Genomic DNA, 25353 nt, shown 5'->3' on the forward strand with positions numbered 1-25353 from the left:
TGATGAATCGTTGGATTACGATACGCAAATGCAAGCTTTACAAAGCGATTTGAAAGCGTTGTTTGCCGAAGAAGCCGAATTGAAAGAACAAGTAGCAAACGTATTTAAAACGTTAGGTTATGAGTTATAAGATTTTAGGTGATTACATTAGAAAAGTCGATAATAAAAATAAGGATCTAAAAGTACTTAATCTTCAAGGTTTGAGTATGACTAAAGAATTTAGAAAGTCGACCTCTAATATTGTTGGAACTGATTTATCGAAATATAAAATTGTTAAACAAGGACAGTTTTGTTGCGATTTTATGTCTGTAATACGTGTACATAAATTACCTGTAGTATTAAATGATTTACGTGAAGACGTTATTATATCACCTGCATATATTGTATTTGAAGTAATCGATACTTCTGTTTTATTGCCTGAATATTTAATGCTTTGGTTTAGAAGATCAGAATTTGATCGATATGCAGATTTTAGATGTGATAGTTCGATTAGGGGAGGATTTCAATGGGAAGAACTTTGTGAAGTTGAACTACCCATTCCATCCATCGAAAAGCAAAGTGAAATTGTAGCCCAATACGAAGCGGTAGCCAATAAAATAAAAGTCAACGAGCAAATATGTGAGAAATTAGAAGCCACTGCACAAGCTTTGTATAAACAATGGTTTGTGGATTTTGAGTTTCCCTTCGACTTCGCTCAGGGTAAACCCAACGAAGAAGGACAACCTTATAAATCTTCTGGCGGTGCTATGGTCTTTAATGAGGAATTGGAAAACGAAATCCCTGAGGGTTGGGAGGTGAAGAGTTTGAGTAATATATGTGATAAAATCGCAAGTGGTTCAACTCCTTCTGGTGGGAAAGAGAACTATAAAAAAGAAGGTATATCTCTAATTAGAAGTATGAATGTTCATGATTTGGAATTTATATATGATGATTTAGCTTATATAGATGAAGATCAATCAAAGAAGCTCTCAAATGTTGTTGTTAAACCTAAAGACCTTTTATTTAATATTACAGGGGTTTCTGTTGCAAGATGTACAATTGTTCCAGACAAAGTTTTACCTGCAAGAGTCAATCAACACGTTATGATTATAAGACCTAAGGTTGATTATCAAATAAACCATTATCTACTTTTAAATTTGACAAGTACAGATTCTAAAAATGAATTATTAGGGATTAGTCAATCGGGTTCAACTCGAGAAGCTATTACAAAGACTGATATTGAAAATTTTAAGATAATAGTTCCACAATCAGAGTTGTTGAATCTTTATAATTTACAAGTTTCTAAACAATTTGATTTAATTGAAATATTAAGAATAGAAAACCAAAAACTCACTCAACTCCAAAGTTTGTTGTTGTCACGTTTGGCGAGATTGGAGGGGTAAAAATTAAACTACTATTAACCATAAAAAACACTATAAATTATGATAAATAAAGGCTCAGAATGGAATATATGGGACTTACATGTACATACACCAGATTCAATTTTTCATAGATATGGAAATGATGAAGATGTATGGGAAAAATATATTACTGATTTAGAAAATCTTCCACCATATTTTAAAGTAATAGGAGTAAATGATTATTTTTTCTTAGATGGGTATAAAAGACTTTTAAAGGAACAGAAAGAAAATGGTCGCTTGCAAAATCTATTATTAATACCTGTTTTAGAATTTAGGATTGAAAAGTTTGCTGGAGTTGAATTCAAAAATATTAAAAGAATCAATTTTCATGTAATTTTTTCACCAGACATTCCGATTGATACGATAGAAAGTCAATTTTTAAATACTTTACATCAATCATATACTTTAGAGGCTGATGGTAAATCGTGGACTAGAGCTATAACAAAAGAAAGTGTAGCAGAACTTGGAAATCTTATTAAAGAAGGAGTTCCTAGTGATCAATTGCATAAATATGGAAGTGACTTGTCTGAAGGATTTAACAATTTAAATTTAAAAGAGTCTCAAATATTCGATTCTTTGAAAAAGGATTGTTTTGAAGATAAATTCCTTATCGCAATTGGAAAAACTGAATGGGATGAGTTAAAGTGGACGGATGCTTCAATTGCTCAAAAGAAAACTATTATTAATGAAGCGGATATTGTATTTACAGCATCGGAGAATGTATCAAAGTATAATGCTGCAAAACAAAAATTAACATCTCAAAAAGTAAATGATTTTTTATTTGACTGCAGTGATGCACACTCTTTTTCTTCAGTTAGTTCTGAAAAGGATAGAATTGGTAATTGTTTGAATTGGTTAAAATCTGATATTTCATTTGATGGTTTACGTCAGGTAATTATAGAAAAGGAGGGGCGTCTTTTTATTGGGGATAAACCTGAAGTAACAGAAAGGATAAATACAAATCGTACAAAATACATTGATTCAATTAAAGTAAACTCCGTTACAGACTATGATCCTAATACACATGGTGTATGGTTTAATAATATAGAAATTCCACTGAATCCTGAACTTGTCGCTATTATTGGAAATAAAGGAAATGGTAAAAGCGCATTAGCCGATATTATTGGATTATGTGGCGATTATAGTGGTAGTCATGATGATTTTTCGTTTTTGAATAAGAAACGATTTGGAGAAAATAACGGTAGAAAATCATCTAATTTTGAAGCTACTTTAACATGGAAAAGTGGCACTTCAGTAACTAAAAACTTAAATGATAAAATTGGTGAATCTGTTTCTGAGAAAGTAAAATATTTACCTCAAGGCTATTTTGAAAGATTAACAAATAACCATGATTCCATTGAAGATTTCAATAGAGAAATAGAGAACGTTGTATTCACTCATCTTGAGGAAGCTGACAAATTGGGGAAGAATACATTTCAAGAATTAATAAACTTTAAAAGTTCAGTTACTGATGAAGAAATACTTGTATTGAAAAATAGGCTACAAACTTTAAATAAATCCATATTTGAAAAAGAAAAAAAGATAAATCCTGATTATACGAAAAGTATTGAAAATCAAATTGAACAAAAGAACAATGAATTAAAAGCATTGATAGAGCCTATTGTTGTTCCTAACCCTAATGATAATCCGGAGCATGCTCAAAATAATCAAATAATAAATCAGAAGCTTTCAGAATTAAATCAAAAAATTGAAGATGAAACTAAAATATTGATTTCCACTACGGATAATAAAACGAAATTATTAATTGAGATTAATAATTTGAAGGCAATTAAGCAAAAGATTGAAAATAAACTAAGAGAATTTGAGGTTTTCAAAACAGAAATCAAAGAGGAGTTAGTAAAGTTCGATCTGGATATTAATTCTATCTTAACTATTACATCCAATCTCGAAAGTATTAATAAGTTATTAGATATAAAAGATGAGGAATATAAATTAATAAAAGAACTCTTAGGAGAAGAAAATAGTAATAATCCTAATTTCAAAAATATTCCCAAAAAAATTAGTGAACTAAAGTTAGAACAAGAGAAAATTCAAAACGAATTAGGTGAGGTGGATAAACTTTATCAAAATTATCTACTCGATAAAAAACAATGGGAGGAAAATAAGAGCAAGATTATTGGAAATGTTACCACAGGTGGAAGTCTTGAGTTCTTTAAAAATGAATTAAAATATATTAATGATTTACTCAAATCGGAAATTCAAGCAGAAAGAGATCTACGTATAGAATTAACTAAAGAAATTTTTGAACTCAAAGAATCTGTACTAGGAATTTACAAAACTGTTAAACAAAAAATTGATAAAATAATTGAAGAAAATGCTAGTTTACTGTCAGCTTATCCAATACAAGTAGAAGCTTCATTTGCGCTAAAGTCTAATTTTCAGAAAAAGTTTTTAGACTTTATTTCTTTAAATAAAACGGGGACTTTCTATGGCAAAGAAAATGCCGAGCTTCAATTAAAGAAAATATTAGAGCAATCAAATCTAGATACATTTGATAGTATTTCAAATCTACTAAACTCAATTGTAAACGCATTGTTTGTCGATTTGAGGGATGTTAATAATCAGTCAACTAATATTGAAAATCAAGTTAATGATGTTGTTGGATTATATGATTATTTGTTTTCGTTAGATTTCGTTGATTATAATTATGAACTTCGTCAGGGTAGTAAAAGATTAGACCAATTATCCCCAGGAGAGAAAGGTGCTTTACTATTAATTTTCTACTTATTGTTAGATAATAACGATATTCCACTAATTATTGATCAACCAGAGGATAATTTAGATAATCATAGTGTAGCTAATATTTTAGTTCCATTTATAAAAAAAGCAAAAGAAAAAAGACAAATAATATTGGTAACACATAATCCTAACTTAGCTGTTGTTGCGGATGCGGAACAAGTAATTTTTACAGAATTAGATAAGGAAAATAATTATAGATTTTCATTTAAAGCAGGTGCAATTGAAAATCCTGTAATAAATGAATGTATTGTGAAAGTTTTAGAAGGAGCAATGCCTGCATTTAACAAGAGAAAGCTTAAATATTACGAAAACGCGTAATCTTATGAAATACACCGAATCACAATTAGAACAAGCATTTATCAACCTTTTGGAAACAGAAGGTTATCACTATATCAACGGAAAGGAATTAATCAGAACATCTAATCAAGAAGTTTTAATCAAAGACGATTTACGTGCTTTTTTACAAAATCGTTATCCTGACTTAGAAGAAATAGAATTGGAAAGCATCATCAATGAAATCGCATTTCAATCGGCTTCAAATTTGTACGAATCCAACAAATATATCTGTAAATTATTAGCAGATGGTTTGATTTTTAAACGCAATAATCCTACTAAAAAGGATTTACATATCCGATACGTGGATATAGATGATGTAAAAGCGAATGATTTCAAAATAGTCAATCAATTAGAAATTCAAGGTTCGGAATTGCGCATTCCTGATTTGATTTTGTACATCAACGGAATTCCTGTTGTGGTTTTTGAGTTTAAAACCGCTATTGAAGAAGATATTACGATTCATCATGCCTACAAGCAATTAACGGTTCGTTACCGCAGAGATATTCCTGAATTGATGAAATATAATGCGTTTTGTGTGATTTCGGACGGTGTAAATAACAAAGCTGGAACACTGTTCTCTCCTTATGAATTTTATTACGGTTGGAACAAAATTACGGGCGATGAGAAAAAAGCGTTGACAGGAATTGAAACCACAACTTCGATTGTGCATGGAATGTTGAATCAAGATCGTTTGATTGATATTCTACATCATTTTATTTTGTTTCCTGATAATTCAAAACACGAACTAAAAATCTTAACACGCTATCCGCAATATTATGCAGCGAATAAGTTGTATCAAAATATTGTAGTGCACCGCAAACCAGAAGGTGATGGTAAAGGTGGAACATATTTTGGTGCAACAGGTTGTGGTAAAAGTTATACCATGTTGTATTTGTCGCGTTTATTGATGCGTTCGACTGATTTTGCAAGTCCGACGATTATCATTATCTCCGACAGAACCGATTTGGATAATCAATTGTCTACGGATTTTACTAATGCAAAGAAATTTATTGGTGATGAAAATATTATTAATATTGAATCAAGAGCGGATTTAAGAGATCGCTTGCGCGGAATTGAAAGCGGTGGAGTTTATTTAACAACCGTTCAAAAGTTTGCCGAAGATGCAGAAATTTTATCCAATCGTACCAACATCATTTGTATTTCGGATGAAGCTCATCGTTCGCAAGTAAACTTAGATTTAAAAGTTAAAATTGACGAAGATAAAGGTGTTACAAAATCTTATGGTTTTGCTAAATATTTACACGATTCTTTACCAAATGCAACTTATGTTGGGTTTACAGGGACACCGATTGACAAGACTTTAGAAGTTTTTGGAGATGTGGTCGATCAATATACCATGTTCGAATCAGTTAACGATGAAATTACGGTTCGTTTGGTCTATGAAGGTCGGGCTGCAAAAGTGAATTTAGATTACAATAAAGTTCAAGAAATTGAATCTTATTATGAAAATGTAGTAGCTGAAGGCGCATCGGAATATCACGTAGAAGCTAGTCAAAAAGCGATTACCAATATGGAAGTGGTTTTAGGCGATACTGATCGAATCAATGCTATTGCAAAAGATTTTATCGAACATTATGAAAATCGTTTAGAAGAAAATGCAACCGTTGCAGGAAAAGTTATGTTTGTATGTGCTTCTCGCGGAATTGCCTATAAATTGTACCAAGAAATATTGAATCTACGCCCTGAATGGGGAGAAATAATACAGTCTGAAGGTTTAAATGAAAAAGAGCAAAAAGAAATTAAACCAATTGAGCGTATCAAAATGATTATGACACGTAACAAAGACGATGAAAAAGAGTTATGGGATTTATTAGGGAATAAAGAAGATCGCAAAGAATTAGATCGACAATTCAAACAAATCAAATCCAATTTCAAGATTGCAATTGTAGTGGATATGTGGTTAACAGGATTTGATGTTCCATTCTTAGATACCATCTACATTGACAAACCTTTGCAAACCCATAATTTAATTCAAACGATTTCTCGTGTCAATCGAAAATACCAAGGAAAAGACAGAGGATTAGTTGTCGATTATATTGGCATCAAAAAGAACTTAAATAAAGCGTTGGGCATGTTCAATAATCAAACAGCTGATGATGATTTTGAAGATTTGAGCCAAGCCGAAACTATTGTTCGCGATCAAGTCGATTTGTTGCGTCAGTTTTTCCATCAATTTGATACGACTTTGTATTACCATGGCAATCCTGTAGAGCGATTAAACTGTTTGAATAAAGCATCTGAATTGGTTTTGCAAACCGAAGATTCTGAAAAGTTTTTTGTAAATATCACAAAAAAACTAAAATCAGCATATAATTTGGTTAGCGGATCTGAATTATTTACACCAAAAGAAGTGGATGAAATTCATTTCTATTTTGCGGTAAAATCAATTGTGATAAAATTGACCAAAGGTGAAGCTCCTGATACTGCTCAAATGAATGCTAAAGTGGCGAAATTAGTTGAAGAAGCTATTATTTCGGAAGGCGTTGAAGAAATCTTTAAACTAGACGATAATAAAGCCAATGCGATTGATTTATTCAACGATAAATTCATTGAGAAAATCTCGAATTTGGAACTTCCGAACACCAAAATTAAAATATTAGAACGTTTGTTAAAACAAACCATTACCGATTTTAAAAAGGTAAATAAAGTAAAAGGTCAGGATTTTTCGGAGCGTTTACAATCCATTATCAATCGTTATAATGAACGTAGTGAAGGCGATATCTTGGATTATGAAGGTATTCAATTTGATACTGCCGAACAAATGTTGGATTTAATCATCAAACTTCGTGTTGAAATGGATTCGTTCCAAGATTTAGGTATTGATTATGAAGAAAAAGCCTTTTACGACATCTTGGATATGATCTGTAAACAATATGGTTTTGAATTCGACAATGACAAAATGCTGGAATTAGCTCGTGAAATAAAAATAATTGTAGAAAATACAGCAAAATATCCTGACTGGAGCGATAGAGATGATATCAAAGCGCAATTGAAAATGGATATTATTATCAAATTACATGAATACGGCTACCCTCCTATTACACAAGAAGATGTTTACAAAAACGTATTGGAACAAGCAGAGAATTTTAAGAAGAATAGGTAGATAATGAATTTAGAAATAAAAAAACGTATTGATCTAATAGATAACTCTGATGTTATTCAATTATTTTTTGAATTACTTAAAGATTTAATCGAAAAAACAAATATCTCGAATGATGATGAAAGAATAGCATTAAATATTAGAAACGATGATAAAAAACGATTTTCAGTAAATATCAATAGTCGTCTCGTATTAATGATTAATAATGAGATTTTAGCGGTAATGATTAATGACGATGATTTACACCAAATTAGTCATCTGAATAATTCTCAGGTAAATAATTTTCTATATTGTTCACTATATCAAAGAAATAAACTGTCCAAATCCTTTCAAATGTATGGTATATAGAATCCTCTTGTTGCAATGTATTTTCTCTGATATTTAATTCTAAATAGTTCAGATACTCTTTTATTAATTCACTTGTTTTATTTTGCCAAATTGAAAACCGAGAAACATGCACTAACATACTATTATGCTTTTGAAAAAAAGGAGTATCCTTTATTAAACCAGAACGTAATTGTCTAATGGCAATAGTAATGATATAACACATGATAGCATCTTGTAAAGATTTTGGTAATTTATTTGGAAAATTATCTTCTCTTTTTGTTGCTCGAGTTGCATCTCTATAATCTCTATAACTCTCCCAAAAAGTTAAAGCTTCCTCATCTTCATCAAATTCAAACTTATTATTATACCTCTTAACAGGTTCTATTGTTTCTCTGTCTACTCTATCAGGAAATTCTGCTAACGTATCTTCTATAACTTCTGTTAACAAATCTAATTTTTGGTAATCTGTATCATAATTTTCATTATTTACAGAAAAATAGTTTTTAGGTCCTATATAATTAGATGGCGGATTTAATAACTCAATAAAGTCTTCAGGAAATAAGTTTCCAATCATTGGAAGTTCTATAGTTTCCTCTTTATCTTTTATTTTCCATAAAGTTTCAGATGGATCATTCAAATCTTGTAAAACATTCGCAAATAGAGTTGCTGTATATCCTATATAAGATTTTTTATTAAAAAGCTCTAATAAACATTTAATATGACCATTAATGGTACTAGAAAATTCAGCGCCTTTTGCTCCAAGATTATTCAAAGATGCATTATCACATTCATCATCTAGAATCAATAAGCTTAATTCATTAAAATTAGGGTAGTTTATCTTTTTTTCATTCAACCAAAGGATTAAATTCTTTAAGATGCTTGTATTCTTTTTACAAACCAATATATTTTGGTGTGAAAATTGAAAATTAGCATCTGCTAAAGATTTACTAAAATCACTGTTATCAGAAGTAGGAATAATAATTTGATTCACGCCTCTGTAATCTCCACCATTCCCATAACTTGCTATATCAAAAACCCCTCTAAATCTTTCTGTTCCAACAACCTCTTTCTCTATTCTAATTTGAGTTTGTCTTCTCAAATCTTCCATTATCCCCGAAAAAACAATAATCAAATCGTATCCGATGTCAACAGCACTATTAATTACAGCATTAAAATTGGACGTCTTACCAGACTGAACGCTACCTACAACCATTCCTTTTACTAAAAAAGGAACGCTCGTCTTTGGATTACCAACCTTTGATATAATATTTAAACTACTGTTACTCGTTTCAAGGATTACTTTTTTAGTTCTACCAATCTTCTCAAGAAACTTTAAGTACCTATTCCGATAAGAAGTTAAATCATCTGGATTATTCCAATTAAATTTCTCTTGATTCAACCAAGAAATAGATTTATCTTTTCTTAAATCTATACTTGGATCCATTACCAGAGAAAAATGAATTCTACATTGAATAAGCTGATTTTTATACAATTGATCAAAATTAATTGTACTAAAATCCATTTTAAGAGCTGAACAAAATTCCTTCAACTTATTTTCTACAAATAATTTTACTTTTTCGTCAGTTAAAAAATTTTTAGTTACAAAACCTTCTTTTTCTAACTCTTCGTTATAGGCTTCATTTATATAATGTGAGAATGTAGTTTCAATCATAGTATTAATTTTTCATAAGTTCTTTTATAGGTTCAGGGATATTTTCAGAATTGATCCCGAGATTAGATAGGACTACATTTTTAATGAATTCCTTTTCAAATCCTTGAGCAAAAAGATTTGAAACTATAACTTCTAAATCTTTTGTCGAATAACCATCTTTCTCTTGATCATTATAAAAAGAAATATCATCTTCCTTCCGAATACTATTCAATGTATTAGAGGTAAGTTTTAGAAGTACATTTAGTTGAGAAAGCTGATGTTTAGAAAGAGAACTTTTAAACTCTTTTAGAATTGGAAATTCATCATTAAAAATAAGTAAAGTACCCTTATTAGTAAATTCTTTAACAAATAAAGAAGCACTTTTCTTGTTATCTGATATTACTCTACTTTTATTGTTTCTATTATAAAACTCTTTTTCAGCTTGATATACCAATTGTTCTATTGCATTTTTAAAAGCAACTTTTAATTCAAAAGGTATTTTAATTTGTGATTTAGATACATTTAAATGAAATATATGATCAGCTGAATTACCAATCTCAACTTTTAATCGAGCAAGCTTAAATCTATCTTGTTTTTTTATTATTTGTTGCCAACCACCAAATAATATTAATCGATTCTCACGGTAAACATAAATCCCTTCCATATCAGATAAACTTTTGTTTCGAGGAGTCCAAATATTTTCTGATTCTTTACTTTCTCCGATACTATTACTTGGTAAGACATAACCTTGTATTTCAACAAAGTCCGAATTATACTCCAAATTCGATGGTTGTAATGCCCTAACATTATATTTAGTAGGATCTGGAAATGGATTAAATGATTCTAATATGGTATTATTTATTCGTATTGTCAATTTGGGTACTTGATCACCATCTAAAAAACGATGAAATACAATTGATAAATAGTCTGAAGTGTCAAAAGTGATATCTGTTTTGAAGGCTTCTATTTTATTTTTATTTTCTAAGAAATCATCATATTTATAAAGATTATTCCAAACAATTAACGTCTGAACTTCAAAATTTGGATCACTTGCTATTTCATTTTTACTTAGAGTATAATATGAGTTCAATATAGATTCAATTTCCTCTTCAGAGTTTTTGATGATTTCCCATTTACCCGTTCTCTTTAAATGATTTACATCCCAAGTGTAACCAGTGAAATTGTTATCATTAATTGATTTAGAAATAACAGTAAAATTTCTAGTTTGCGAAAATGAAGCTGTTTTTAATCCTAATCCAAACCTACCTAAATCTTTTTTTTCTCTAATTTCTTCAGGTGATGTACTCGGAAACAACATACTTTTATATAAAATGTCTGCTGTCATTCCACATCCATTATCTGCAATAAATAGCGTAAATTGATTTGACTGATAATCTGATAAGATTTCAATTCTTTTCGCTTTTGCAGAAATTGAATTATCTATTAAGTCTGCAATAGCTGTTTCAAAACTATAGCCTTGTTCTGCTATTGATTTTATTAAAAATTCAGGATTTGGGGTTGCGTCAAAATAATTATTCATAGTGGAATAAACTTTATATCATAGTTTTTAGTTTTTTTGCTATACCTTCAGCCATTAGTACGGGTACTGCATTACCTATTTGCTTAAATATCGCGGTTCTACTTCCTTCAAAGTGAAAGTCATCTGGAAATGTTTGTATTCTTGCAGCTTCCCTTACACTAATAGATCTATTTTGATGTATATCAGGATGAATATAATAATGTCCATCCATAGCGATATGAGCTACAACAGTATGTGAAATACCAGTTCCATCAACAACTTGAAATCTATTTACAAACGTATTTACATTATTATGCTTAATTAATCGTTCTGGTAATTTAGAATAATTTAGCCTCTGTTTTCCATCATTCCATAAATCAACTGCTATACGATAAATTTCTCTATCATTTTCATTCGTTGGTCTTGCAAGATGTTGGGTAACAAAATTAAATGTTCCTCTTAATTTATTCTCTAACAAATAGCGAGTAGCTTTGGAAGCGTATTTAACGACTCCCATTGTCCCTTGACCATTTTGAAGTTTTGGAAGATCATCAAATAAATCCCTAAGAATTTCATTAGAATTCTCTTGTTTGTTAAACTCAGGATATGATAATTTCAACTCTTTTTTCCACCCAATAATAATAACACGCTTCCTATTTTGAAGAACATTAAAATCTTTTGAATTTAAACTATTATTAGAAGTAGGTGGTAATCTTAATTCATAACCTGCTTTTTCTACAGCTTTAAATATTTTTTCTAAATACTCTCCATTCTTAGCCGATAAAATCCCTGGTACATTTTCAAAGACAAACATCTTAGGTCGATACTCTTCTAAAAATTTCACATAAAACTTATATAAAAAATTACGAGGATCGTCTTCCATTCTTTTAGGATCTCTAGCTCTTCCTGCTACAGAATAGGCTTGACAAGGAGGTCCCCCTATAATGAAATCAATATCTTCTTTAGAAATACCATTTAAATCTAAATTCTTATTAATACGTTCAAAAATAGATGGTATAGTTTTTTCTGAAATCTCACTATTAATAACACTATCTTTTATATTTTCTGGTAGATAACTCCATAAAGATTCACGATCAATATAATCTTTTAAATATTTTTCATAAACTTTAAGTTCTCCTATTTCTTTTAAATGATGAAAAGCTGTTCTTGTTTTTATAGTATCGCAAGCATCTTTATTCATTTCCACGTGCGCAATTGGCTGTAAACCTGCACGTACAAAACCTTCAGATAAACCTCCAGCACCTGCAAATAAATCTATAAAATTTAATTTTCGTTCATTCATAATACAAAGCAAATTATTCATAGCGTCAAGATTTGTCGCTATAATTATTTTCAGCCACTAATTTAGTCCATTTACGAACTTTTTACTAATTTAATTTATCACTTCTGTAAACCAAAATTACAGAACACTAATTAATAAAAAATACGTAAAACCGTAACTACATTAAAATATCATTGAAGAATATAGCAAAAGGAAGCATTTCAATAATAGAAATCCCAACTATTTTAGAAGAACCCATAGATCTAAAATTCACAGATTATTCGATCTATTGTTCTTTATGCAACATAGAGATTGTTTAAAAAATCAATTAATAAAAGATGGAGACGATGTATGTTGTGAAGATTGTAACCGTAAGATAATTTTCAGAATTATAAAAATTTAGAATACAATCTCATAATTTTTATATTGAAACAAATAAAATGTGACTTCGAAAACCTCAGCCAATAAGAAAACCTTTCCTAAAACATCCGCTATGATATTCTTCTGGTATTGAACGTAAATCATCTAAATACAATTTCAACTATTTCTTCTTCATTTACAGCGTATCTCTTATTCAATAAATTCATCAGGTATAAATTTTCATTTTGTTTAGCAGAAGCGAATTCATAATATTGTAAACTGACTGATCGAGTAACTTCTTCTTGATTATATTCATTTTGATTTTCAATTTTATCTATCATTCTTGATTGATAATTCTTTTGATCAAAGTACCTAAAAATATTCTCGAACAACTGAAAATTAGTTACAGAAATAGATTCGTTTAACACATAATTCCAAAGTTTAATTTGTTCATATTTTATATCACTTTCTACCTTCCGAATTTGTATGTGTAGAGTTCTCGCTTTGGAATAACAGTTTATATGTAAAGCATTTTTCTTTTCAAATTGTAATTCAGTTTTCAAAAGCTCCAAATGCCTTATCTTAATGGTATGCATACGTTTTAAGAATTGATTAAAAGCTCTTTTTCTGAAATAAATCTTCTTAATTGCTGAAGTTCATTAATTTTAATCGTTGATTTTTCGAGATTATCTTGTAAAAAAAGATTATCTATTTCTTCATTAACAATTGATAATTGAGCTAATATTTTACCGTGTAACAACGATTTATAATTAAGTTGATCAAAGTATTTGTAAATTTCAATGAGATAATCAATACTATTTGTATTTACTTTTACCGACAAAGTATAATTCCAAAGTTTATCTTGTTCTTGATTAATTGCATTATTTAGGTTTTTAAGTCTGATATGACAATCTCTTGCTTTTGCGTAATTCTTACAATAAATCGCATGTTTTTTATCAACTTGAAGTTCTGCTCGAATAAATTCTAAATGTTTGATTTTCTTTGTTTCCATAGTTTATAAAAAAATAAATTACAAACAAGTTTTTTAACGCCTAAAAACCACGACTAATTATTTTACTTCATTACTAATTTTTTGAAACAATTCAATCACATCTTCGTTATAGGTATATTTTTCTAAAATAGCCGATAGTTTATTCATCAAAACCTCCGAATTATTCGCAATTTCCCAAGCAGCTTCTTCCTCGGTTTCAAACTTGATGTTATCTTTTAAAACCATAACATACTTATCAGTATTGTATAAATAGTCAAAGTCAGCAGAAAAAATACGTTCAAATTCATCTTTATAATTATCATTATTTGTAGAAAAAACACTTTTGAAAATTTGAAGTCCTACTAAAGGTTCATAAATAAAACAGATGTCACCCCAATTTTCACCTTTACCTAATGTCCATCTATAATCATGGTTACCATCGTAATAATCATGGTCAAAATAAAATTTACTTGTATTAAAATTTATTCGACCTAATTTATCTGAGAATAAGCTTAACCATTCTTCTTTTAAATTATTTAAGTCTAATAGAGCGTTATTCAATGTATTCCAATCTTCTTTGTTATTATTTTCTTTAAAGTAATTATTTAAGTTTTCCATGTAAAATTTATTTTTTAGTGATTGTATTTCCCAAAATTGGATGTAATTCTTTATAAAGAATTTAAACCAACTGTTCTCTTCAAGTTTATCAGTACATTCTGTTAACCAATCTCTTAATTCAGTAACAAATGACCAATTTGTAATAAAACCTTTTGTTTCATCTAATTTTAGATAATCTAAACTAATGTTGTCAGATTTTTCTAATGACAATTCTGTGTAAGATTTCCCGCTAAATCCGCTGAGATAAACCAAACGTGATATATGCTTATTTTCAGCTTTATCTAAATCTTTACCATGAAATGTGTAAATATGATCGTACCAATAGCGATACAATTGATTTGCCTGATCTTTCGCTTCATTGGATTTATTCTCAATCACAACAGAAATCTTTTGTGGACTTGTTGCTTTTATTACAATATCAGCATTCTTATCTTCTGAGGTAATTTCCCAATCATACTTTATATTTTCGTCAAAATCAATTTCTATTTTCTTTAGAAATGAATTCAAAAATAAAGTTCCTAAACCATGATTTGCAGAAGGATTTAAGAAATATGCAACAATTTTAGAGTGTTTTGTTTCTGTAATTCCAAAAATAGAATGCATAAAATCAAATGCATTGAAGTCGTCACCTTTTGTTTCTTTTTCACTCCATTGTTTTTCTATTGACTTATATTCTTCAATAAAATTGGTTATTAATTCATTATTCATTTATAAATGGTTAAATGTTAATTATTATATTTTTTATATAATTTAGTTATAGTATTTTTTAAATCTTCTCGATAAATTTCTGGTTCTAAAACTTCACAGTTATCTCCAAATTTTAAGATTTCCATTTTCAATTCATGTGTTGGATGAACGAATAAATTTATCGTAAATGTATCAGCTTCTTCTTTGATAATTTCTTGAGAATGATGCAGAGGTAAAGATGTTAAATAATTGAATTGCGTATTGTCAAACCGTAAAACAACATTCACAGGATTACCATAGTTTTCAATTCCAAAAGCATGTTGATACATTTCGTCTACATCATAATCAACTGGAGAAAACTTTTCGTTTAATACTCTGATACTTGAAATCCTATCCAATCCATAGTTTCTTATTGCTTTTTTATCAAGATCATAGGCGATTAAATAGAATCTTTTCATCGCTTCTTTTATCGCAATTGGCGCGCATTTTCTTTTTGTTGCCTCGGTCCAATAGCTATTAAGTGTAAAGGAGAGTATGCTCTTATTTTTGATAGCTTCAACTACATCATAGAAATATTCTGTAGCAATTATTTGTTTTTTCTCTAAATGTATATATTTATTTACATTTTCAGACTGTTGCAAAATACTTGTTAATGCAATAGATTCTACTATCTTATCTTTATGTACATCATTTACAACTTTTTCTATTTTATAAACTTTTTGTCTTTTATCATACTTTATTTCATAACCAAACAACTCCTCAATGGTTTCAAAATCACGACGTATTGTTTTTTCATTTTTTATGTACGCAGAATCTAATCTTAATAAATAAGTCTGAATCTCTACCATAGTTGATGGTTTATTTTTCAGAAATCGTATAACGCTATACATACGTTGCATTGCATAACTTTTTGACATAAAATTATTTTCCACAAATGTATTCATAGGAATGTACATTTTATGTACAACCAAATACATTACTTTGATATATAATTCAAAATAATAAAAATGAATCAAGATGAAATTATTTTAAAAATAGTGTAAGGTTGTAGAATTCAAAGTATCTATTAATCATTGAATACAAGTTTTTTTTAACCTCATCAAACGATCTCAGAAAATATTATTTATATAACGCCCTCTCATATCTCACATCTAAATTCTGTTCCTAAAATACATAATACTTAGAACTCATTACTTAGAACTTAATAATCCGTCATTGCTGAAAAGTCGAGATTACTGTAAATAAGATTTTTTAAACCGACATACGATTTGCAGACGAGTTTCAATCCATTGAAACGAACGTAAAAAAGATTAGTGAGCGATAGCGAATCATTTAAGATTTTTAGTGAGTAAAATGAAGATTGAACGTCGAAAATCGAAGTCTTGATTTTTTGTAATCACATACTCTGTTAGCACAGACTTTGCATTAAGGTAAAAGTTTAGAAATGTACCTAAGCTCCACTGGAGCTTCTCCTCTTAATTTCAAATTCTTAATCTCAAATGTTTTTGTGTCAAGACTTCCCCGAAGGGTACATGAATTCATATGAAAACAATAATAACTCATGATAAAAATGAACATATAATTATTATCAACTTGTAACAATTTTACCTAAGCTCCACTAACTCCTTTCAAGAAGGGAATTATCTCCCTGATTTTGTATATTTATCGTTTAGTCTACGATACAACGTTTTGCAAACGTTACTCTGACTGACGAATCAAGCCACCTGAGCAAAATCGAAGGGTAATTCAGCTTAACTTATAGTTATTATTAACATAATTACAATTACTAAATGTCATCTTGAACTCGTTTCAAGATCTCATCAAACGTGTTACTTAAAGGAATCGAGAAATCTCAGTCTATACTTTTGATTTCGACTCCGCTATTAGATTTGTATTCAATAACTTTAATTAGTAACAAAGAAAAGAAATCTGAACAACCAGAGGGAATAGGTGAACTAGTTCGGCTCTTAAACAGCAAGGTTTATACTGAGCATTAGTCCTATTTCCCTCTTTGGTTTATAGTGCCATTTAGAATGTGAAGCATCGAGGCTTATTAATAGCGTTAGCAATAAAACCAATTGGTTGCCAGAGTTATTTTCCTAAATCTAAATTTATGAAAAAAAATGTAATTGGTATTGACGTATCTAGAGATACACTTGATTATTGCATCTTGGATGTAGAGAGTCATTTAAAAATTGATAAAGGAACCATTGCTAATGAAGAAAAAGCTATACTGAAGTGGTTAGGAGATTTTGATGTTAAAAATACAATAATCAGTTTTGAGCACACAGGTCACTACGGAGCCCTATTAGCCTGGATTTTGGAAGATTCAAAATTTGTTTATTATATAATCAATCCCTTAGATCTCCAGCGTTCGTTGGGCATTCAGCGTGGGAAATCTGATGTTGTTGATGCTTACAGAATCGCAGAGTATACCATTGGGAATAAACATAAATTAAGCCCATTTAAACTTCCAAGTGAAGGTTTACGGAAATTAAAAGTATTAATGACAGCCAGAGAACGTTATGTAAAAATTGCTGTACAGATTAAAAACAGTTTGAAAGCCGAAGAGATTTTAGCAACGAAAGTGGATATAAAAAAGCTAATTAGACTTGAAAATCAACAATTAAATATCATTGAAAAAACGATCAAGACTTTAGAAAAAGAGATGATGGATATGTTGAAATCTATAGATGAATTAAATCTTTCATACAAAAAAATTACTGGAATAATTGGTGTAGGTCCCATTACTGCATTGAAATGTATTATTGAAACGGATAATTTTATGAAGTTTACTGATGCGCGCAAATTCAATTGTCATTGTGGTTTAGCACCGTTTCCATATCAATCAGGAAGCAGTATAAAAGGGCGAACCAAAACACATTTTCTTAGAGATAAAACTCTTAAAGCTATTTTGTTTAATGCTGCTGGATCAGCTATACAACACGATCCACAATTGAGAAACTATTATCTCAATAAGATTGAAAAAGGGAAACATAAATTAACCATTCTTAATGCTGTAGCAAACAAAATTGTACTTAGAATATTTGCTGTGGTAAAAAGAGATGAACCTTTTGTGAAATTAAGTGCTTAAAAATTTGGATTTATCTTAGAATGCTCAATGACATTTCCAATCAGATACTACTTTTTACATAATACATAGTACAACTCTAAAATCTCTATTCTCACATCTAAAATCTCAATTCTAATATCTACTTACTACATTATACCATCCTCTCAATACTCATATCTACTTAATACATATTATATCGTACACTCAACAAACTGCTGTAAAAACTAAAAGAAAATCCGTAAAAATTTAAAGAATACACATGTATTATTTTCTGAAATTTGTAAATAAAACATCGAACGGATTTGGAGAAGAAATACAACATACAAGAGTTTGCAGAATACACCAATATAAAAGGCGTTAAGAATCATCAAATACATCTGACAGATTACGATATGCACCCCAATATTCGAAAACAATCAGCCCCCATTCAGATTGATTTCTACCTATTGGCTATTAAGCTCAATTTCGATAAGACTATTTTTTATGGACAAACCGAATTTGATCCTGCAGAATCCTTTGTTTACCTCGACCAACCCGATGATATTATCCAATGGGATATCGACAACCCCATTTCGGGCTATCACATTTTAATTGATTCGAGCCTCTTTAAGAAAATAGCAAGAACATACAGTTTCACACATTACGGTAATCACGAAGGACTTTTCATCACAAAAGAAGAAGAAAAAATTATAACCGATTTGTTTCAAAAAGCATTTACGGAATACAACCGAAGCCAAAATTTTTCGAAAGACATTGTAGTTTCCTATGCTTCTCTAATTCTTTCTTATATTCAGAATTTTTACAACCGTCAGTTCGATTCCCGAAAAGAATTATACAACAAAACCGTTTCAGATTTCTATAAAAATTTAGAGAACTATTACGACAATTCGCAAGAAATAAAGATGCCTAATGTTTCCTATTTTTCGGAATTAGCTAATTTATCTTCCAATTATTTTGGCGATTTAATCAAGCATTTTACGGGTAATTCTCCACAGGAACATATTCATCAGCATATCATTCAGATTGCGAAAACCAAATTAAGAAACACTTCGCATACTATAAGCGAAATAGCGTATAGCTTAGGATTTGAGTATCCTTCTTATTTTACAACATTTTTCAAAAAAGAAACAGGTATTTCCCCTACTCTTTTCCGTAATCAGTAAATTGTTGAAGCATTAAGGTAAAATGTTTAAGAACCTACCGTATAACATTAATGAACTTTGTCTCATCAGATAATTTTAAAAATTACAAGAATGAAAACGGTAAAATTCAAAAACAAAAATTGGGAAGTTGCAGCAATCCTTCAATTCCCAGAAAACTTTGACGAAAATCAAAAATATCCTGCCATAGTTTGTGCACACCCAATCAGCAGTTGCAAGGAACAAACCGCAGGTAATATATATGGTAAAGCATTAGCTGATGCAGGTTTTGTTACATTAGCTTTTGATGCCTCACATCAGGGCGAAAGCGGTGGTGAGCCCAGATTTTTAGAAGACCCTTCTACCCGTGTAGAGGATTTCCGTTGTGCAGTAGATTATCTAACTACACTTGCTTTTGTAGACAAGAATAAAATCGGTGTTTTGGGTGTTTGTGGTGGCGGAGGTTATGCTGCCAATGCAGCGATGACCGAAAGAAGATTTAAGGCGGTAGTGACTGTTGTAGGTGCCAATTATGGTCGATTGATGCGTGAAGGCGACCTTTCTGCCGATGCAGCAATCAAAACATTAGAAACCATTGCAGACCAGCGTACAGCAGAAGCTAACGGAGCAGAACCATTGATTACCGTTTATGTAGCCCCAAATGAAGACGCAAGAATACAGGCAGGATTAAACGATATTGATATCGTAGAAGCGGTTGATTACTATACCACTCCAAGAGGACAGCACCCCAATTCTCCCAATAAACTGTTGTTTTCAGGATTAGCTCCCGCAGTTGCGTTTGATGCTTTTCATTTAGCAGACCATTTACTAACACAGCCTTTACATATTGTGATTGGAGATAAGGTCGGAGCATTTGGTTCGTATAGAGACGGTTATGAGCTGTTCAATAAAGCAGCCTCAAAAGATAAAAGTATTCAGGTTGTTTCAGGAGCAAGTCATTATGATTTATACGATATTCCCGAATACACTTCTCAGGCTTTGGACAAAATAATTCCATTTTTCAAAAAAAATCTTGCCTAAAAGTAAAGGTAAACCAACACAAAAGTCGGAAGTTCTATTCTCCCGACTTTTGTGTATAAAAAATATGACTAAGATTGATAATTCTTGTACAAATCAATGTTTTGGATAGAATATAAACGAACAAATTTTATGCGAAACTGAAATGAATTCAGCTTAACGTTTTGTTATTTTAGTACATTTTACATACGACTTTATACATTTTACATCTTAACATTTTACAATCCTCTCAATACTAATATCTAAAATCTACTTTTTACTTTTTACAATTCAAGAATCTAATCTGTAATAATACTTAATACTCATTCTCAATCACAAAAAAACCGTTCTCGAAGAGAAAACACATCAAAAAAAACAATTCAATTTCAGAAATACCAATCATTTTGAAATTAGTATATTAGCCAATATCACGAAATAGTTTATCCAAAAGCAATATACAATATGAACATCAGTAACATAGCCCTAAAATGTAAGATCAATCAAAACGATTTGCAAGAATTAATATATGGTAATATTACAATCGGAATTGAAAAAAGATTAGACGTTTCCAAAGAATCTCTGCAAAATTTTATCTACGGTCACGTTGACGAAGAAATTTCGCGAAAATTTAATCTTGCGAAGGAGGACTTACAATTCCTACGCTATCAAAAAGGCGGAGATGGAGCGATAGGAATGATTATGGGATTGCTTTTAATAAAATAGAACCAGATAAAATACCAACTTGCGACAATGAACCCGCTTAATTTTCATTTTAAAAAGCCAGATACTGATTTAGTCGACTTTGTCTATGCGTTTTCGACTTTGACGAATGTCGCAGAGATAGATAAAGGAATTATTATCCCAAATGGAAAAATTGATTTGATGTGGTGTAAAACGAAAGATAAATGTTTTTGTGTCAAGACTTCCCCGAAGGGCATATGAATTCATTTAAAAACAATAATAACTCATGAATAAAAATGAACATATAATTATTATCAACTTGTAACAATTTTACCTAAGCTCCACTAACTCCATTCAAGAAGGGAATTATGTATATTTATCGTCTAAGTCTTCGATACAACGTTTTGCAAACGTCACTCTGACTGACAAATCAAGCCTCCTGAGCAAAATCAAAGGATAATTCAGCTTAACTTATACGTTATTATTAACATAATTGCATTTACTAAATGTCATCTTGAACTCGTTTCAGAATCTCATCAAATAAATAATCCAGACTTATATAAATTATAAAAAAATCCAGACGATATGTCTGGATTTTTTATGATCAATTTTTAAATTTAATTAGATAATCTAATAACTGGATTAACTAAAGCTTCTTGACAATTTTGAAGCTTTACTCTTAAATATTGTGGATTACCATAATTTACTCCTTGTCGTTTAGTTTGCACTTTAACAAGAATAATTCCTTCATTTTCGAATTCTGTATATAATCTGTCTATGTTATAATACATAACTCCTGCTCCTGAATGACTATATTTTAACTGAGAATTTAGAATATCTTCTACCTCTAAAATTTCTTTGATTGGATTTCCATCTTTATCTAATAAAGGTAAATTATTATCCGGATCCTCATCTTCGTCAGGAAGCGTATAAATACCACCAAACTTAACTACTTTTGCAAAAGAAATTTCATATTCTGTACAAAAATCGGGACTTTTAATTGCTAAAAAGTCTGCTGCACAAATTTTTGTCACTTCTTTTGAATCTTCTTGTCCTTCGAATAACATCATTGGCGCAACACGAATATCATGAACATGTAAACCATCTCCTAAGTTTACAGAAACCGTATTAAATTGCTGAATTTCGAAAGAATCGAATGGGATTGTAATTGGTTTAGATATTACAGCTCTACGTTTATTTTTAAAGTTAAACAAACCTATATCTAAAATTCTAAATTTCTCCATATTCTCTTCTCCTACTTTTGTATCACCTAAATAATAAACAATTTTAAAATTTCCTAATTGTAATAAACTCAAGTTTAAGACATTAATATTTGGATAAGCCAATGTTACTTGAATTTGATCTCCAGGTCGAGCAGCTTGTCTCAAATGTGTACGTAAAAATTGTTGATTCAACACCCCTGCCGTTGCATTAAATAAGGTGTAACTATCATAATTATCATCTACAGCATAATAAGGATGTACTACAGAAGATAAACTACTTGCAACATTCAACACTTCTGAACGGTTACCCCAAGTGACATCATGTGTAAATTCATTCAACTTAATATCTACATTTTTGATACCTGTTAAATCTGTTCCATCTATATCTTTTTGTTCCGTTGGATAAAGTAATGATGAAGGTGGGTTGACAGTAATATCGCCTAGCGGTTTATAATTTGGATCGGTTACAAGTTCCTCTTCTTCTATATATGCATGGAAGACAGTAGCCAAATCAGCTACAGAAAGTAAAGAACCTAATTGTACACGAACCCCATTATAAGCTACATGAGTACCATTGCTTTTGGCAGGAATAAAAGAAAAATCGAATACATTATCTCCTTTCAATAAATCTAATACGCCTCCTTTTACACCAAACGACGTTCCTGCATTCTCATTTGTAATGCCTATTGGGATACCGCTTGTTAATCCAATATCATTTGGATCAGTAGCACTAGTATATCGCCCTACTACCGATAAACCTCCAGCGACTTTAAGTCCAGAATATTGTTCACCTAATTTTATGGATACTTTTTTTCCTTTTAACTCTTCAGCCGTATATAAAACACGTTTAGATTTTGGATCATTTGGATCAGATAATTTTGTAAAATATAAATCTACACCTACAGTACCAATTCCCAAAACAACAACACCTCCAGTAATTGTTGCATAATCAGCACGGTTTCCATTTACTGCTTTTTCTTTATTAGCAACACCACTTAATCCAGAACTCCAATCTCTAACATCTGTTGCAAAAATCTTTTTCTTAACAATATCACAATCTTTTAAATCATAAACAATCAATTTTATCGTTGTATATGTATTACATCCTACTCTAGCTCCACCTGTAGTAGTCGCTTCTATTGTATAAGAATATTCTCCTTTCTTAAGATTTGAAACTGTATTTCCATCAACTTTTTTACCATCAGCATCATAAACTGTAATGGTAGAAGGGAATTTTGTTGACACAGTAGGAAAAGTAAAACTTGTTCCTTGTTCTGCTGCAAAAGCATTGATATTATCAGGTAGAGTAATTGTATTCTCTTCAGATGGTATAACCAATACAGGAGCTGTATAACTATCAAATCTACTTACCGCTAAGGTATGATAGATATTTGCTTTTCGTCTTACATAAAAAGGTTTTGTTACATTTTCTACGATTATCGAATTTTTGCCATCAACTTTTATACTTCCAATTGATCCTATGGTTGACTCACCACTACTCTCACCTGACGGAGGTGTAATATTTAGCATATTATCAGAATTAGTCCAAGTTACTCCTTTATCAAAACTAATTTCCCAACTATATTTTCTACCAACTAAAGAAAATGGTGTAGAACTACCTCCACCTGCATTTTGTTCTACAATTTTCGCACTAGAATTATAACATACCCCAGAATTTTCTACAAAAATACTCCCTGGATCCCAACCAGAATAAGGAGATTCACTTCCCAAAAAAGTAACAGCAATATCTTGACAAACACCAACCATATTACATAGTGTATAATAAATAGCACCTGTTGGTTTCACTGCGGCAGCTGTAGTAGTAATTTCTCCTGTTGTAGTATTCAAACTAATTCCATTAGGCCAAGTTCCTTTTGGAGAGATCTTAGCATTCTGTTCTATTCCAGAAAAAATAAATCCTTGTCCAGCTATACCTCCATTATAAATATCATTTGAACTAACAGTTGAATATGTTTTAGGGCCAGCAACCCAATCATAAACATCAGTATTTCCTTTAATAGATACGCCTAAATCCTGTTTTACTGTAATTTTTGCAATTGAAGATACGCCTAACAAATTTGTAATTTGATATTCTAACGGATTAGTTAATGCTGGAGCATTTGCTGCAATTACTAATTGCCCATTTGTATCAATTGAATAACCTGTAGGCCAAGTACCCAATGGAATTATAGATGAATTTTTACCTGTTCCATTCAAAACAATACTTCCTACAACTTTAGAATACGAATCATTACCAATGATTGAATATACTCCTCCCTCTAATGTGGTTGTGATAGCATCATCATTCGCTTTGATAATATCATCAATAACTCCATTTTGTGGATTACAATCTATTATATCAGCCGAAGGATCAACAACTTCTTCTAAAACGATGTCATCTATATAAAAATCATTTCCTGTTTCACTCGTCGTATAGTTATTTCTTAAAGAAACAGCGATATCTGTATTACAATTTTGATCAGTCGGTGTAGTAAAAGTCCAAAATAACTGTTCCCATTTATTGGCTTCACTTAATTTCAAAGTCTTTTGATTATTCCCAGTTAAATTACTACCTAGAAGCTGTTCTGTAAGAATATTTTGCGCCTCCATTTTAAGGTCAAATACACTACTACCATTACCCATTACCCAAGCTGATAATTTGTATGTTGTACCTGTTTTCAGGGTAACAGCTCTGCGATAATACTGATTTCTTATCGTACCAGCATTAACAACCATTACAGCTCCATTTGTATTGGCTGTATGATCCGAAACACTTAACCACCAACTTCCAGTTCCAGCTGTACCATTATCAAATACATCTTTCAAATTAGCTGGTGCGACTACAACATAATAACCATCACTGATATTTTTTAGCCATCCATTATAATTAGTTAATCCATAGTTGCTTGCAGGTGTACCGATAGGATTATCCTTACAAGTTGGTCTTGTTGCAGCGACGTAATATGATGTTGCAGCCCTATAATAAGGTGTACATGTATAAGGTGAAACTTCTAAATTTAAATCATTACCAGCTTGTGGTACATAAGGAGATGATTTTCGTGTAGTTGATTGTCCAAAATCTTCTTTAAAGATGATTTGTGCATTAGTTTGTTGTAAAGCAAACAACGCAAGTAAACCTATAAGATTCTTTTTTATATTTAATTCCAT

The 25353-nt window shown here is 30.5% G+C and carries 15 protein-coding genes; 7 read left to right on the forward strand and 8 right to left on the reverse strand.

The window, feature by feature from the left end:
- Positions 1-119 precede the first annotated feature (119 nt).
- The 3 genes from B2217_RS04830 to B2217_RS04840 are packed head-to-tail and all read left to right on the forward strand — an operon-like array spanning position 120 to position 7620.
- Positions 120-1382 carry a restriction endonuclease subunit S gene (locus B2217_RS04830; RefSeq protein WP_280046411.1) on the forward strand — a complete coding sequence of 421 codons (1263 nt, stop codon included), beginning with the start codon at positions 120-122 and terminating at the stop codon, positions 1380-1382.
- 39 nt (positions 1383-1421) lie between these two features.
- Positions 1422-4478, forward strand: coding sequence for a TrlF family AAA-like ATPase (locus B2217_RS04835; RefSeq protein ID WP_280046410.1), 3057 nt, complete (start codon positions 1422-1424; stop codon positions 4476-4478).
- A gap of 4 nt (positions 4479-4482) precedes the next feature.
- Positions 4483-7620 (forward strand): type I restriction endonuclease subunit R, encoded by a 3138-nt coding sequence (locus B2217_RS04840; protein WP_291122145.1) that lies wholly within the window; start codon positions 4483-4485, stop codon positions 7618-7620.
- Positions 7621-7867: 247 nt separating this feature from the next.
- Here the strand turns inward: B2217_RS04840 and B2217_RS04845 are convergent, their stop codons facing one another.
- The 7 genes from B2217_RS04845 to B2217_RS04875 form a co-directional block, all read right to left on the reverse strand.
- On the reverse strand, positions 7868-9616 hold the full coding sequence (locus B2217_RS04845; protein ID WP_291122146.1) for a Z1 domain-containing protein: 1749 nt from the start codon (positions 9614-9616) through the stop codon (positions 7868-7870).
- Positions 9617-9620: 4 nt separating this feature from the next.
- Positions 9621-11135 carry an ATP-binding protein gene (locus B2217_RS04850; protein WP_291122147.1) on the reverse strand — a complete coding sequence of 505 codons (1515 nt, stop codon included), beginning with the start codon at positions 11133-11135 and terminating at the stop codon, positions 9621-9623.
- Positions 11136-11148: 13 nt separating this feature from the next.
- Entirely contained in the window at positions 11149-12438 is a 1290-nt protein-coding gene (locus tag B2217_RS04855; RefSeq protein ID WP_291122148.1) for a DNA cytosine methyltransferase, read from the reverse strand.
- Between the two features lie 479 nt (positions 12439-12917).
- Positions 12918-13097 (reverse strand): hypothetical protein, encoded by a 180-nt coding sequence (locus B2217_RS04860; RefSeq protein ID WP_291122149.1) that lies wholly within the window; start codon positions 13095-13097, stop codon positions 12918-12920.
- Positions 13098-13357: 260 nt separating this feature from the next.
- Entirely contained in the window at positions 13358-13768 is a 411-nt protein-coding gene (locus B2217_RS04865) for a hypothetical protein (RefSeq protein ID WP_291122150.1), read from the reverse strand.
- Positions 13769-13825: 57 nt separating this feature from the next.
- Positions 13826-15073, reverse strand: coding sequence for a PD-(D/E)XK nuclease family protein (locus B2217_RS04870; RefSeq protein WP_280046254.1), 1248 nt, complete (start codon positions 15071-15073; stop codon positions 13826-13828).
- Positions 15074-15090: 17 nt separating this feature from the next.
- Positions 15091-15996: a WYL domain-containing protein gene (locus B2217_RS04875; RefSeq protein WP_280046253.1), complete on the reverse strand. Its 906-nt coding sequence runs from the start codon at positions 15994-15996 to the stop codon at positions 15091-15093.
- A gap of 1169 nt (positions 15997-17165) precedes the next feature.
- Here B2217_RS04875 and B2217_RS04880 point away from each other — a divergent pair.
- From B2217_RS04880 to B2217_RS04895, 4 genes are all read left to right on the forward strand, one after another.
- Positions 17166-18146 carry an IS110 family transposase gene (locus B2217_RS04880; protein WP_280046252.1) on the forward strand — a complete coding sequence of 327 codons (981 nt, stop codon included), beginning with the start codon at positions 17166-17168 and terminating at the stop codon, positions 18144-18146.
- A 281-nt stretch (positions 18147-18427) separates the two neighbouring features.
- The gene (locus B2217_RS04885; RefSeq protein ID WP_280046250.1) at positions 18428-19288 is read left to right on the forward strand and encodes a helix-turn-helix domain-containing protein; all 861 of its coding nucleotides are present in this window, start codon (positions 18428-18430) and stop codon (positions 19286-19288) included.
- Positions 19289-19378: 90 nt separating this feature from the next.
- Positions 19379-20305, forward strand: coding sequence for an alpha/beta hydrolase (locus B2217_RS04890; protein ID WP_280046249.1), 927 nt, complete (start codon positions 19379-19381; stop codon positions 20303-20305).
- 438 nt (positions 20306-20743) lie between these two features.
- Positions 20744-21004, forward strand: a complete 261-nt coding sequence (locus tag B2217_RS04895; RefSeq protein WP_280046248.1) for a hypothetical protein — start codon at positions 20744-20746, stop codon at positions 21002-21004.
- A gap of 575 nt (positions 21005-21579) precedes the next feature.
- On the opposite strand, the gene B2217_RS04900 is transcribed toward B2217_RS04895, so the two are convergent.
- On the reverse strand, positions 21580-25353 hold the full coding sequence (locus tag B2217_RS04900) for a carbohydrate binding domain-containing protein (RefSeq protein WP_280046246.1): 3774 nt from the start codon (positions 25351-25353) through the stop codon (positions 21580-21582).

Origin of the sequence: Empedobacter sp. UBA7620 (assembly GCF_002484185.1) — a bacterium.
Taxonomy (GTDB): domain Bacteria; phylum Bacteroidota; class Bacteroidia; order Flavobacteriales; family Weeksellaceae; genus Empedobacter; species Empedobacter falsenii_C.

What these genes read in the sequence shown, in the direction of transcription:
- B2217_RS04890 (WP_280046249.1), top strand. Translation starts at nt 19,379, where the DNA reads ATGAAAACGGTAAAATTCAAAAACAAAAATTGGGAAGTTGCAGCAATC.
- B2217_RS04865 (WP_291122150.1), bottom strand. Translation starts at nt 13,768, where the DNA reads ATGGAAACAAAGAAAATCAAACATTTAGAATTTATTCGAGCAGAACTT.
- B2217_RS04870 (WP_280046254.1), bottom strand. Translation starts at nt 15,073, where the DNA reads ATGAATAATGAATTAATAACCAATTTTATTGAAGAATATAAGTCAATA.
- B2217_RS04875 (WP_280046253.1), bottom strand. Translation starts at nt 15,996, where the DNA reads ATGAATACATTTGTGGAAAATAATTTTATGTCAAAAAGTTATGCAATG.
- B2217_RS04900 (WP_280046246.1), bottom strand. Translation starts at nt 25,353, where the DNA reads ATGGAATTAAATATAAAAAAGAATCTTATAGGTTTACTTGCGTTGTTT.
- B2217_RS04850 (WP_291122147.1), bottom strand. Translation starts at nt 11,135, where the DNA reads ATGAATAATTATTTTGACGCAACCCCAAATCCTGAATTTTTAATAAAA.
- B2217_RS04895 (WP_280046248.1), top strand. Translation starts at nt 20,744, where the DNA reads ATGAACATCAGTAACATAGCCCTAAAATGTAAGATCAATCAAAACGAT.
- B2217_RS04840 (WP_291122145.1), top strand. Translation starts at nt 4,483, where the DNA reads ATGAAATACACCGAATCACAATTAGAACAAGCATTTATCAACCTTTTG.
- B2217_RS04860 (WP_291122149.1), bottom strand. Translation starts at nt 13,097, where the DNA reads ATGATAGATAAAATTGAAAATCAAAATGAATATAATCAAGAAGAAGTT.
- B2217_RS04830 (WP_280046411.1), top strand. Translation starts at nt 120, where the DNA reads ATGAGTTATAAGATTTTAGGTGATTACATTAGAAAAGTCGATAATAAA.
- B2217_RS04880 (WP_280046252.1), top strand. Translation starts at nt 17,166, where the DNA reads ATGAAAAAAAATGTAATTGGTATTGACGTATCTAGAGATACACTTGAT.
- B2217_RS04845 (WP_291122146.1), bottom strand. Translation starts at nt 9,616, where the DNA reads ATGATTGAAACTACATTCTCACATTATATAAATGAAGCCTATAACGAA.
- B2217_RS04835 (WP_280046410.1), top strand. Translation starts at nt 1,422, where the DNA reads ATGATAAATAAAGGCTCAGAATGGAATATATGGGACTTACATGTACAT.
- B2217_RS04855 (WP_291122148.1), bottom strand. Translation starts at nt 12,438, where the DNA reads ATGAATAATTTGCTTTGTATTATGAATGAACGAAAATTAAATTTTATA.